The organism is Pseudomonas imrae, from assembly GCF_046352735.2.
GTDB lineage: Bacteria > Pseudomonadota > Gammaproteobacteria > Pseudomonadales > Pseudomonadaceae > Aquipseudomonas > Aquipseudomonas imrae.
On sequence record NZ_CP110853.2, the window covers coordinates 162,280 to 175,133 of the forward strand.

Here is a 12,854-nt window from a genome sequence, read left to right on the forward strand (position 1 = left end):
ATCGCCCCAGTAATGTCACATTGATATTTGCGCGGCGATCCGTCCTACATGTGTGAACCAGTTCCGCTTTTTGAACTTTCCGACGTACGGTCAATAAGGTTGCCATTTTCCGACACTGCGGCACGATCCGCCGTGACTTGAGACAAGATGTCCTGGGGAACTCCTAAATGCGTTTGCACCTTTTAAAGGCAATACCGTTCGCTCTAGCCGCCAGCTTCGTTCAGGCCCAGACTTTGCCGCAGGCCATGCAACAGGCGCTGGATGTGCACCCGGAAATTCAGGCTGGCGTGAATAGCCGTCTGTCTGCCGACTACCAGTTGAAGGCGGCTCGCGGTGGTTACCTGCCTCGTGTGGATGCGCTGGCGGGTTATGGTCGCGCCGGTACCGACAACTCCACCACCCGCGCCAGCGGCAGTTCCAACCACTGGGACACCCTGAACCGCGGCGAGTCGAGCCTGCGTCTGCAACAAATGATTTTTGACGGTTTTGCCACTTCCAGTGAAGTAGGCCGTCAACAAGCCACCGTCAACTCCCGCGCCTACTCGTTGCTCGGCACCTCCGAACGTACTGCATTGACCGTCGCCCAGGTCTACCTGGAAGTACTGACCCGTCGTGAGTTCGTGCGCCTGGCCGAAGACAACCTGCGCAACCACGAACGCATCTACGACCAGATCAAGCTGCGCACCCAGCGCGGCGTGGGCAGCGGCGCCGACCTGGACCAGGCCGAAGCGCGTCTGGCCCAGGCCCGTAACAATCTGATTACCGAACAGACCAACCTGGCCGACGCCCAGACCAATTACTTCAGTGCCGTTGGCCAGATGCCTGACCAACTGGAGCGTCCGCCGAGCTTCATGGCCATGCTGCCCGCCGACTTGAACGAAGCGCGCCGCCAGATGCTCGACAACAGCCCGATCCTGCGCTCGGCCGAGTCCGACATCGTGGCGGCCGAACAGCAATACGAGGCGGCCAAATCGTCGTTCTACCCACGCTTCGATGCCGAGCTGGGTACCAATGCCGACAACAATGTCGGCGGTGAGCCTTCCCACAGCAACGGTTGGGAAGCCATGGTGCGCATGCGCTTCAACCTGTTCGCCGGTGGCAGCAACAAGGCCGACCTGGAATCCAAGTCCTATCAGTCTAATCAGGCTTTGGACATTCGCAACAATGCCCTGCGCCAGTTGAACGAAGAGCTTGGCCTGGCCTGGAACGCCTTGAACAACGCCAACGCCCAGGTGCCGATTGCCCAGCAATACGTTGATCACAGCACCAGCGTGCGTACCGCCTACCAGAAGCAATTCAGCCTCGGCGAGCGCACCCTGCTCGACTTGCTCGATAGCGAGAACGAACTTTTCACCGCTGCGCGTCGCCTGGAAGAGATAAAAAACGTTCAGTTATTTACTCAGTACCGAATCAAGGCGACCATGGGTGAGTTGCTCAAGAGCCAGGGAGTGGTCGCACCGATGGCCTCCGTCGTACAGAACGATGTGAAGCCGAAAGTCCAACTGCCTGGGATGAATTGAGCTATTCCTTATAGACCCATCAGTTAGTCGAGAGTACCCGCGTGGAATCAGAAGTCAGTCGAGTTCATCTCAGTCATGATCCACGCACGCTGCACGATGACCCGTTACTTGACGGGTTGTTGGCGCTTTGTGCTCTGCACCAGAAGCCCGCCAGTGCGGCGATGCTGACCACCGGTCTGCCATTGCCGTCCCAGCGCCTGAGTGCCGACTTGCTGGCCCGGGCAGCGGCACGCGCCGGCCTGCAGGGGCGCTTGTTGCAACGCAAGCTGGATTCGATCCCCGCCATTGCCATGCCGGCGCTGCTGCTGCTCAAGGACGGCCGCACGGCCGTGCTGCTCGGTTGGCAGGGTGAAGACGAGGCGCAGGTGCTGCTCAGCGAAAGCGACGGCGGTGAAACCATCGTCAAGCGCCAGGCACTGGCCGACGACTACACCGGCAAAGTGTTCTTTGCCCAGCCCCAACACAAGTTCGACGTCAGTCACGGCACCCTGATTCCTCGTGCCCGTTCCTGGTTTCGCGATACCCTCAAGCGTTCGCGCTGGCTGTACGCCGATGCCATCGCTGCCAGTTTCCTGATCAACATCATTGCCATGGCCGCGCCGTTGTTCGTGATGAACGTCTACGACCGCGTGGTGCCAAACCAGGCCATCGCTACCCTGTGGGTATTGGCCACTGGCATCTTCATCGCTTACACCTTCGACTTGATCCTCAAAAGCCTGCGCAGCTTGTGCCTGGACCTGGCCGGGAAGAAAACCGACCTGATCATTTCGGCGACGTTGTTCGAGCGTATTGTCGGCATGTCGATGAAGTACCGCCCGGCACGGGTCGGCAGCTTTGCCCAGAACATCCATGAGTTTCAGAGCCTGCGGGACTTCCTTGCGTCCCTGACCCTGACCAGCCTGATCGATTTGCCGTTCACCCTGCTGATTTTCCTGGTGATCGCCCTGCTCGGCGGGCACCTGGTGTGGATCCCGATGCTGGCATTCCCGATCGCCCTGGGTATCGGCTACCTGCTGCAAAAGCCGCTTGTGGCAACCATGGAGCGAACCATGGCCCTGGCTTCCGAACGGCAATCGAGCCTGATTGAAACCCTGGCCGGGCTGGATGCGGTCAAGGTCAACAATGCTGAAAGCGAACGCCAATACCAGTGGGAGCAAACCATCGGCACCCTGAGCCGCCTTGAGTTACGGGTGAAAATGCTCTCCGGTCTGTCGATGAATATCACTCTGCTGATCCAGCAACTGGCCGGTGTGATCATGATCGTCTTCGGCGTCTACCAGATCATTGACGGCAACCTGAGCATGGGCGGCCTGATTGCCTGCTACATGCTCAGTGGTCGCGCCCTCAGCCCGCTGGCTTCGTTGTCGGGCCTGATGACGCGCTACCAGCAAGCCAAGGTCACCATGGTCTCCACCGACCAGATGATGGAACTGCCCCAGGAGCGCAACTTCGAAGAGCGCCCCCTGAGCCGCCGTACCCTGCAAGGCGCCATCGAGTGCCGGGGCTTGAACTTTACCTACCCCAACCAGCAGAACATGGCGCTCAAGAACATCAACCTGGTGATCAAGCCTGGGGAGAAGATCGGCATTATCGGCCGTAGCGGCTCGGGCAAAAGCTCCCTGGCCAAACTGATCGTCGGCCTTTATCAACCGGACTCCGGCGCCTTGCTGGTGGACGGTGTGGATATTCGCCAGATCGACGTCAGCGAGCTGCGTCACAACGTCGGTTATGTGCCGCAAGATATCCAACTGCTGGCCGGTACCCTGAGAGACAATCTGGTCTCCGGCGCCCGTTACGTTGAAGACGAACTGGTGCTGCAAGCCGCCGAGCTGGCAGGCGTGCATGAATTTGCCCGCCTGCATCCGCAAGGCTATGAACTGCAAGTGGGCGAGCGTGGCCAGAACCTTTCTGGTGGCCAGCGACAGAACGTTGCCCTGGCTCGCGCGCTGCTGCTCAACCCACCCATTCTGCTGCTGGATGAACCCACCAGCGCCATGGACAACACCGGTGAAGAACGCTTGAAACAACGTCTGCAAGCCGTCGTGGAAAGCAAGACTGTGGTGCTGGTGACGCACCGGGCATCACTGCTGTCGCTGGTGGACCGCTTATTGGTGATCGACCGAGGGCAAATCCTCGCAGATGGCCCGAAAGCCGTGGTGATGGAAGCGTTGAAGAAGGGGCAGATCAGTGTTGCGTAAACTCAAGGACGCGGTCCGTCGCTATTTCATAGGTTCCGACTCGCTGGACGGTCAGCCACTGCCAGAGGTCAAGAAAGCCCTGATCGAAGATGCGCCCCGTGTGGTGCGTCTGACGATCTGGGGGATTATCGGATTTTTCCTGTGCATGCTGCTGTGGTCCGGCTTCGCCGAGGTTGACGAAGTGACCCGGGGCGACGGCAAGGCCATTCCATCCTCCAAATTGCAGAAGATCCAGAACCTTGAAGGTGGCATCGTCGCCGAGTTGTACGTCAAGGAAGGGCAGATCGTCGAGGCAGGTGCGCCGCTGATTCGGCTGGATGACACGCGGTTTGTCTCCAACGCCGGGGAAACCGAAGCCCAGCGCTTGTCCTTGCTGTTGCGCATCGAACGTTTGAGCGCCCAGGTCGAAGACCGGCCGCTGAACATCCCCGAGGAGGTACGTCTCGCTGGGCCAAGCCAGGCCGTGAGCGAGCAATCGCTGTACGAAAGTCGTCGCCAGCAGTTCAAGGACGAAATCGGCGGCCTGCAAGAACAGCTGACGCAACGCGAGCAGGAACTGCGCGAATACACCTCCAAGCAAAGCCAGTACCGCAACCAACTGTCGTTGCAGCGCCAGGAAATCAACATGTCCGAACCCCTGGTGGCCCAAGGGGCGGTGTCGCCGGTTGAAGTGCTGCGTCTCAAGCGTGCGGAAATGGAAACCCGCGGGCAACTGGACGCCACCACGCTGGCCATCCCGCGCGCGCAATCGGCGATCAAGGAAGTGCAGCGCAAGATCGACGAGACGCGTGGCAAGTACCGCAGTGAAGCTCTTACCGAACTCAACGAAGCCCGTACCGAGCTGAACAAGGCCCAGGCCACCGGCAAAGCGTTGGAAGACCGTGTGAGCCGCACCATGGTTACCTCGCCGGTACGGGGGATCGTCAAGCAGTTGCTGGTCAACACCATTGGTGGCGTGATCCAGCCGGGCAGCGATATGGTGGAAATCGTGCCATTGGATGACACCTTGCTGGTGGAAGCCAAGATCCGTCCGCAAGACATCGCCTTCCTGCATCCAGGGCAGGAAGCGATGGTCAAGTTCACCGCTTATGACTACACCATCTACGGCGGCCTGAAGGCCAAGCTCGAACGCATCGGTGCCGACACCATCACCGACGAAGACAAGAAAACCACCTACTACATGATCACCTTGCGTACCGACCGCAGCCATTTGGGCACGGACGAGAAACCCCTGATCATCATCCCGGGCATGGTCGCGTCGGTGGATATCATGACCGGCAAGAAAACCATCCTCAGCTACCTGCTCAAGCCGATCATCAAGGCTCGGGCCGAGGCGCTGCACGAGCGTTGATTTTCAGTGCCTGAGCGGGCCTTATCGCGAGCAAGCCCACTTCCACATCCGACCGGTGTAAACGGTCAAAGTGTGGGAGCGGGCTTGCCTGCGACAGAGCCCTCAACCCCATCACAATTCCCAGCCTTCAACGCCAAAACACCTATCGTTATTGTCTAACCTTGGTCGTGCTCGCGATTTTGTGGGCAGTCGCGGCGCGGTATCAAAACAACGACCTGTTGCTGCCCAGTTTCCTGCGGACCTTTCACGTCTTCTACGAAGGCATCGTCGGTGGCGAATTGCTGGGGTATGCAGCAATAAACAAGAATGATTGCCCTTTGGCCGCTACGAGTTCGATAATGGCGCCTGAACCTGATGTCGCCCCGGCGTCAGGCATGGCGGGTAAAAGGATTTACGACGATGCGGTTTTTTGTCTTGGCGGCGGCATTGGTTTTGTCGACATCGGTTTTTGCTGACTTCGCGCCAGAAGCGCTCTCCATGCCCAAGGCGGTCTATCCGAAATCCCTGATAACGACCTCGGGCCATGCGCGGGTCAGCCTCAATATTCACAGCGACGGCTCGGTCAGCGACGTGAAAGCGCTCAGCGCCACCAAGCCAGCCTTTGGCGAAGCCGCGGTGGAGGCGGCAAGACAATGGCGCTTCAAGCCCTGGACTGCGGGCGCCGACCGGCCTGCGGTGATCGACGCGCAAAACGACATGATCTTCACACCTGAACTGGGACGCACTGACACTGTTCAACTGACGTTCAGCCAAACGACGTTTCAGTCCTGCAGCAAGTTGAGCGAAGAAGTCAGCCAGTTTCAGCACGACCACCCGAACCGCCCGTTAATCGATATGAAGAGCTTTGCCATCACCCGTGTCGCAGTAATGTTCCCGGCATTGAGTGGTAAAAGCGACTACATCGAAGGCCTGGAAAGGGCCGATCAGTTGGAAAAAGTCCTGCCCAGAGTCGTCCGCAAATGCCAGGCCAACCCTCGAGCCACCTTTGCTGACTTCCTTCCGGCTAACCTCAAACGCTACTTATAAAGCCTGCTACGATTGCGTCCGGTGTACTCCATACTGTTCACGAGTGCTTGGCATGCAATTACCAGACATGAACCTGCTGGTCGCCCTCGACGCTTTGCTTGATGAAGGCAGTGTAGTGGGCGCCGCGCGGCGGATGAACCTCAGCCCCGCCGCCATGAGCCGTACCCTTACGCGCATCCGCGAGGCGGTCGGCGATCCGATCCTGGTGCGCGCCGGTCGCGGCCTGGTGCCGACGCCCAAGGCCCTGGAGCTACAGGCCCAGGTGCGCAATGTGGTGGAGCAGGCTGCGTTGCTGTTTCGCTCGGCGGACGAGGTAGACCTGAGCACCTTGCGCCGGCGTTTCAGCGTGCGCGCCAATGACTTTTTTGTCGGGGTTTATGGTGGTCGCCTGTTCGACACCATGGAGCGCATGGCACCCCATTGCGAACTGCGCTTCGTCCCGGAAGGCGACAGCGATGACGAAGCGCTGCGCGAAGGCCGACTTGACCTGCGGGTGGGCAACACCATGCCGATCACCCCTGAAGTGAAGGTGCAGAATCTGTTTTCCACCACGTTCGTTGGACTGGCCAGGGAAGGGCACCCGTTGTTCGACGAAGAAATCACTGCTGCGCGGTTTGCCAGTTATTCGCACATCAGCATCTCGCGCCGAGGTATTGCCCGCGGCCCCATCGACACCGCACTCAACGCCCAAGGCCTGGAACGCCGGGTGGCGATGATTGCGCCCGGGTTTCACGGTGCGATGTTCATGCTTCCCGACTCGGACTTGATCCTGCCGGTGCCCAAGGAAGCGCTGTACAGCGCCAATCGACTGAAGCTGCCGCTGCGCGCTTTTGCCTTGCCGATCTCCTTGCCTACCCTCGTGTTGACCCAGGCCTGGCACCCACGCTTCGACAAAGACCCGGCCCACAAATGGCTGCGCGAAACCATGCGTGAAAGCTGCGAGGCCACCTGGCGCGAAGCTCAGCCCGCATGACACTTAAGCGAACGCCTGTAGGAGCGAGCAAGCTCGCTCCTACAAAGTACTGCTTGCTTCTGCTCATCAATCATTGCGTCTGACGCACTTATAACCTTCCGATAAGTCAGTTTTCGTCATGTTTAAGCCTTATTAAACTGCTCGGGTATTCTTTTCCCGAGCTGTATCTCCATGACTTCCCTCGCTGCCCCCTTGGCCGCAGTCAAGCCAAGCGCTATCAGCCCACTCGCATTCGGCCCGCGCATCATCGTCGGCCTGGTCGGTGTGTTGCTCGCAGTGCTGGTTTCGGGCCTCAACGACATGGTCACCAAGGTCGCCCTCGCCGACATTCGCGGTGCGTTGTATATCGGGTACGACGAAGGAACCTGGCTGGTGGCTGCGTACACCGCGACCTCCGTGGCGGCCATGGCGTTTGCGCCGTGGTGTGCGGTCACCCTGTCCCTGCGCCGTTTCACCCTTTGGGCCATCGGCGTGTTTACCGTGTTGGGCGTGCTGTGCCCCTTGGCGCCGAACTATGAAAGCCTGCTGGTGCTGCGTACTGCGCAAGGCTTGGCCGCAGGGGCCTTGCCGCCGATGTTGATGACCGTGGCCCTGCGTTTCCTGCCCGCCAATGTGAAGCTGTACGGTCTGGCCGGCTATGCCCTGACCGCCACTTTCGGGCCCAGCCTTGGTACGCCGTTGGCTGCGCTGTGGACCGAGTACGTCGGCTGGCAGTGGGCCTTCTGGCAAATCGTTGCGCCGTGCCTGTTCTCCATGGCTGCCGTGGCTTACGGCTTGCCCCAGGACCCGCTGCGCCTGGAGCGCTTCAAGCAGTTCAACTGGCGCGGTGTGCTGCTGGGGTTCCCGGCGATCTGCATGCTGGTGATCGGTCTATTGCAAGGCAACCGTCTGGATTGGTTTGAGTCGTCGCTGATCACCACATTGCTGTGTGGCGGGACGCTGTTGCTGGTGCTGTTCATGCTCAACGAATGGTTTCACCCGATGCCATTTTTCAAGCTACAGATGCTTGGGCTGCGCAATCTGGCATTCGCGCTGATCGTGCTCGCGGGGGTATTGGTGGTGCTGCTCGCCGTGATCATTATCCCATCCAACTACCTGGCGCAGGTCCAAGGCTACCGGCCATTGCAGACCGCACCAGTAATGCTGGTCATGGCGCTGCCGCAGTTGATCGCGCTGCCGTTGGTGGCGGCCTTGTGCAACCTGCGCTGGGTGGATTGCCGCTGGGTCCTGGGGATTGGCCTGGGCATGTTGGTGCTGTCGTGTGTCGGCGGCGCGCAACTGACGTCGGCGTGGATCCGCGATGATTTCTACGCGCTGCAATTGCTGCAGATCTTCGGGCAACCGATGGCCGTGTTGCCACTGCTGATGCTCTCCACCGGCAGTATCGTGCCGGCGGACGGGCCGTTTGCCTCGGCCTGGTTCAACACGGTCAAGGGCCTGGCTGCGGTGATCGCTACGGGGGTGATCGAGGCACTGACTACGCACCGCCTGCATTTCCACTCATCAATGCTGGTAGACGCCCTTGGCAACTCGCCGCTGGCCGACAGCGATGCTCCGGGCCTTGCCCACCGGCTGCATCAGCAGGCCGTGGTGCTGACGTCTTCGGATCTCTATTACGTCATGGCCGCTGTCGCGGTGGCGTTGATCCTGCTGATTTTCTGGATGCCGACGCGAATCTATCCGCCCCGTGCGCCGACTTGACTGAACAAAGGATACTTATGAAACGTAAAGACCAGATTGCCGTGACCGCTATCAGCGTGTTCGCCGTGGGTGTGTTGGTGTACTTGCTGGCACCGGGGGTCTTTGGCAGCAAACGCCAGACCACCAACGATGCCTTCGTGGCGGCTGATTACACCCTAGTGGCACCTCGGGTGGCCGGGTTTATCAAGGACGTGCTGGTGGAGGACAATCAGCGGGTCAAGGCCGGGCAGTTGCTGGCGTTGATCGACGACCGCGACTTGCGCGCCGCTGCCCAGGCCGCCGATGCAGAAACCCTGATGGCGCGGGCACAGTTGAAAAATGCCGTCGCGACGCTCGAGCGCCAGAGCTCGGTGATTGCCCAGGCCCAGGCGACGGTGGCAGCGGATCGTGCCGAAATGGCTTTCGCCCAACACGAACTGAGCCGCTACAACCACCTCGCTGGTGTCGGCGCCGGTACCGTGCAGAACGCCCAGCAAGCCAAGACCCGCATCGATCAGGCCACCGCACGCCTGGCCAATGCCACTGCCGTACTGGCTGCCGAGCGCAAGCAGGTGGAAATCCTCACCGCCCAGCGCGATGCCGCCGAAGGTGGTTTGAAGCGCGCTCAGGCGGCCCTGGAAATGGCCAGTTATCAACTGTCCTATACGCGTATCGTTGCGCCAGTCGACGGCGTGGTCGGTGAGCGTGCCGTGCGTGTGGGTGCCTTTGTCACGCCCGGCAGCAAGATCCTCGCCGTGGTGCCTCTGGCCGATGCGTACGTGGTCGCCAACTTCCAGGAAACCCAACTGTCGCAGATGCACGCCGGCCAAGCCGTTGAAGTGCGGGTCGACAGCCTCGACGGCAAGGTGCTCAAAGGTCATCTCGAAAGCCTGGCGCCGGCCACCGGTGTGACCTTCGCTTCGATCAAGCCGGACAACGCCACCGGCAACTTCACCAAAGTGGTGCAGCGAGTGCCGGTGAAAATCATTCTGGAACCCGGCCAGGCGTTGGCCGAGCGCTTGCGGGTCGGCATGTCGGTAGAAGCCAGCGTTGACACCCAAGCGGCTACGCAGCAACGCGAGGTGGCCCAGCAATGAAAAAGGTTGCCCTGCTTACCTTGAGCCTGATCAGCCTGGGCGCGTGTACGGTCGGTCCGGATTTCCAGCGTCCCCAGGGGGCGTCAGTCACACAATGGTCCGCGCCCCAGGGCAAACTGGCCGCCAGCCGGGCCGTCAATGATCCACTTGAAGAACGCTGGTGGGACGTGTTCCACGATGCGCAACTGTCGGCGCTGGTAAGTCGCGCATTGCACGATAACCTCGATCTGAAACTGGCCAGCAGCCGTCTGCAACAAAGCCGCGCCATGCGCCAGGTGACCACCGCTGAACGCTATCCAAGCGTCGATGCCAGCGCCGACTACGGACGCAAACGCAACAGTGCCAAGGGGTTGAGCGATCCATCCGGGCATAACGGTCGCTCGGCCTTCAACCTGTGGGATGCCGGATTCTCGGCTTCCTGGGAGCTGGATTTCTGGGGCCGGGTCAAACGTGAAACCGAAGCCGCCGACGCCACCCTGCAAGTGGCTGAAAATGATCGCCGTGCGGTGCTGCTATCAGTACTGGCCGAGACCGCCCAAGACTACATCCAGTTGCGCGGCGTGCAGAATACCCGAGCGGTCACCGAGCAGAACCTGGAGGTTGCCCGTCACAGCTTGAAGCTCTCGCAACTGCGCCTGGCCGATGGTGTCGCCACCGACCTGGACGTGGCCGAAGCCGCCGCCCAGGTTGCCGCCATCGAAGCGCGCCTGCCGGATCTGCAGCAGCGTCAGGATCAACTGATCAACGCCTTGAGCCTGTTGATGGGGCAGGCGCCGCAAGCGCTGCACGCGCAACTGTCCAAGGATGCCGCCGTTCCCCAGACTCGGCGCCAGGTGGCTATCGGTCTGCCGTCGCAACTGGCTGAGCGTCGTCCCGACATTCGTCAGGCCGAAGCGCGCCTGCATGCGGCGACCGCAAGCATTGGCGTGGCCAAAGGCGACTTTTACCCGCGTATCACCCTGTCGGGCAACCTCGGCTCCCAGGCCATGCAACTGTCGGACTTTGGCTCCTGGGGTTCGCGTGCATTCGCCTTCGGCCCGCAGTTGAGCCTGCCGATCTTCAATGGTGGACGCTTGCAAGGCATGCTCGATCTGCGCGAAGCCCAGCAACAGGAAGCCGCGTTGGCTTACCAGCAAACCGTGTTGCAGGCCTGGCATGAGATCGACGATCAACTGACCCGCTACAACGCCAGCCAGTTGCGCCGCGACAGCCTCGCCGAGGCCGTGCGCCAGAACCAGATTGCCTTGGTCACCGCCCAGCACCAATACGTCGAAGGGGTGGTGGATTTTGTCAACGTGCTCACCGTGCAGAGCGCATTGCTGGCGACCCAGCAACAGTGGGTGGAAAGCTCCACCGGTGTGTCCCTGGCCATGGTCGGCTTGTACAAGGCGCTGGGCGGCGGTTGGGAGTCGGTGTATCCGCTACAGACCGCCCGGCGGTAACCGATAAAGTTTTTTGCCAGTCGCGCAACAAGGTGTAATGATAATTGCTCTCAATAGTGTATCCGAGCTTTTCATGGACACCGCGACTGACGGCCAGCAACAGCTTCATCTGCTTTACCGCGATCATCACGGCTGGCTGCAAGGCTGGTTGCGCAAGCGCTTGGGCGATCGAGAGCACGCCGCCGATGTGGCGCAGGACACGTTCCTGCGTCTATTGGTGTCCGGGCGCTTCCCTGGCGCCCAGGAAAGCCGCAGCTATTTGACGCAAATCGCGCGCAATCTGGTCATCGACCAGTGGCGACGCCTGCGTATCGAGCGCGCGTACCTGGAGAGCATTGCCCATTTGCCGGAACCCGAATCGCCGTCGCTGGAAACCCGCGCCCTGATCCTTGAAACCTTGATGCAGATCGATGCGATGCTCGACCGCATGCCGGATAACGTGCGCCGCGCCTTCCTGTTGTCGCAGTTCGAAGGGCTGAGCTACACGCAGATCGCCGAGCGCCTGGGGGTCACCGTCAGCTCGGTGCAAAAATACATGACCCGCGCGATCATGGCCTGTTATCAGGTTGTCTACGAAGAATGAGAGCCCACCACGAAGCCCCGATTGCGCCGGCCATTGTCGAACAAGCCAGCGAATGGCTGATGCTGCAATGGGGCGGTGAACTGGACGGCGCCCAGCGCCAGGCCTTTGATCGTTGGCAGGACGCCCATCCGGAGCACCGTCGCGCGTGGCTGCGCCTGCAGCACTTGCAGCAGACCTTGGGTGGTGTGCCCGCCGACAGCGCCCGCGCGGTGTTGCGTGACGCGCCAGACCCACAGCGCCGAGCGGCATTGAAGCTACTCGGGCTGATGCTGCTGGCGGGCGGCAGCGGCTATGTGGTCAAGGGCAGCCAGCCGTGGCAGTCGGCGTTTGCCCAATACCGCACCGCCACGGGCGAAATTCGCCACCTGACCTTAAGTGACGGTACGCGCCTGGACCTCAACAGCGACAGCGCCATCGATCTGCTTTTCAGTGCCAGCGAACGGCGCATCCGGCTTATTCGCGGTGAGATCCTGTTGACCAGCGGCCATGACCCGTCGCGCCCGTTGATCGTTGAAACCCCGGCGGGCGATGTGCAGGCCTTGGGCACGCAGTTTACCGTGCGTGAACTGGACGACGGCAGCCGCGTCGATCTGTACGAAGGCCGCGTACAGGTGCGTCCTGTCCACGGCCTGGCGGTGCAGATGAACGCCGGTGAAAGCCTGTGGTTCAGCGCCACGCAGACCTCGGCGATGGGGGCGCTGGATGCCAATGCCAGCAGTTGGGCGCAAAACCGCTTGATTGCCGAGCGCCAGCCCTTGGGCAGCTTTGTCGCGCAACTGAGCCGCTACCGTCCGGGCCTGTTGCGCTGCGACGAGGCAGTCGCCGGCTTGTTGCTTACCGGTGTATTTCCCTTGAGTGACACTGACGCCATCCTCGCAGCCCTCGAACGTTCGCTGCCGGTGCGGGTGCAGGCGGTGACGCGTTATTGGGTCACGATCAAAGCCCGCGCTTGAAAATAATTCACATGGGCTTTGTCGGTTTCCG

11 protein-coding genes are annotated in these 12,854 nt (G+C 60.8%); all 11 read left to right on the forward strand.

The features are described 5' to 3' along the window. Positions 1-167 precede the first annotated feature (167 nt). The 11 genes from OQ460_RS00660 to OQ460_RS00710 all read left to right on the forward strand — a co-directional run bounded on the left by OQ460_RS00660 (position 168) and on the right by OQ460_RS00710 (position 12,823). Positions 168-1,520, forward strand: a complete 1,353-nt coding sequence (locus OQ460_RS00660; protein WP_410020025.1) for a TolC family outer membrane protein — start codon at positions 168-170, stop codon at positions 1,518-1,520. Positions 1,521-1,561: 41 nt separating this feature from the next. After that, positions 1,562-3,718 (forward strand): type I secretion system permease/ATPase, encoded by a 2,157-nt coding sequence (locus OQ460_RS00665; RefSeq protein ID WP_410020026.1) that lies wholly within the window; start codon positions 1,562-1,564, stop codon positions 3,716-3,718. Continuing rightward, positions 3,708-5,069, forward strand: a complete 1,362-nt coding sequence (locus OQ460_RS00670; RefSeq protein ID WP_410020027.1) for an HlyD family type I secretion periplasmic adaptor subunit — start codon at positions 3,708-3,710, stop codon at positions 5,067-5,069. The genes OQ460_RS00665 and OQ460_RS00670 overlap by 11 nt, the downstream gene beginning before the upstream one ends. Positions 5,070-5,230: 161 nt before the next feature. Further along, positions 5,231-5,524: a hypothetical protein gene (locus tag OQ460_RS00675; protein ID WP_410020028.1), complete on the forward strand. Its 294-nt coding sequence runs from the start codon at positions 5,231-5,233 to the stop codon at positions 5,522-5,524. A gap of 22 nt (positions 5,525-5,546) precedes the next feature. Continuing rightward, the gene (locus OQ460_RS00680; protein WP_410020029.1) at positions 5,547-6,095 is read left to right on the forward strand and encodes an energy transducer TonB; all 549 of its coding nucleotides are present in this window, start codon (positions 5,547-5,549) and stop codon (positions 6,093-6,095) included. Between the two features lie 52 nt (positions 6,096-6,147). After that, complete coding sequence (locus OQ460_RS00685) at positions 6,148-7,068, forward strand: LysR family transcriptional regulator (RefSeq protein WP_410020030.1); 921 nt, start codon at positions 6,148-6,150, stop codon at positions 7,066-7,068. Between the two features lie 171 nt (positions 7,069-7,239). After that, positions 7,240-8,769, forward strand: a complete 1,530-nt coding sequence (locus tag OQ460_RS00690) for an MFS transporter (protein WP_410020031.1) — start codon at positions 7,240-7,242, stop codon at positions 8,767-8,769. A gap of 17 nt (positions 8,770-8,786) precedes the next feature. After that, positions 8,787-9,845 (forward strand): HlyD family secretion protein, encoded by a 1,059-nt coding sequence (locus tag OQ460_RS00695; protein ID WP_410020032.1) that lies wholly within the window; start codon positions 8,787-8,789, stop codon positions 9,843-9,845. Next, positions 9,842-11,287: an efflux transporter outer membrane subunit gene (locus tag OQ460_RS00700; RefSeq protein ID WP_410020033.1), complete on the forward strand. Its 1,446-nt coding sequence runs from the start codon at positions 9,842-9,844 to the stop codon at positions 11,285-11,287. The genes OQ460_RS00695 and OQ460_RS00700 overlap by 4 nt, the downstream gene beginning before the upstream one ends. A gap of 73 nt (positions 11,288-11,360) precedes the next feature. Next, positions 11,361-11,870: a sigma-70 family RNA polymerase sigma factor gene (locus OQ460_RS00705; RefSeq protein ID WP_410020034.1), complete on the forward strand. Its 510-nt coding sequence runs from the start codon at positions 11,361-11,363 to the stop codon at positions 11,868-11,870. Next, positions 11,867-12,823: a FecR domain-containing protein gene (locus OQ460_RS00710; RefSeq protein WP_410020035.1), complete on the forward strand. Its 957-nt coding sequence runs from the start codon at positions 11,867-11,869 to the stop codon at positions 12,821-12,823. Before OQ460_RS00705 ends, OQ460_RS00710 begins: the two co-directional genes overlap by 4 nt. Positions 12,824-12,854 lie beyond the last annotated feature (31 nt).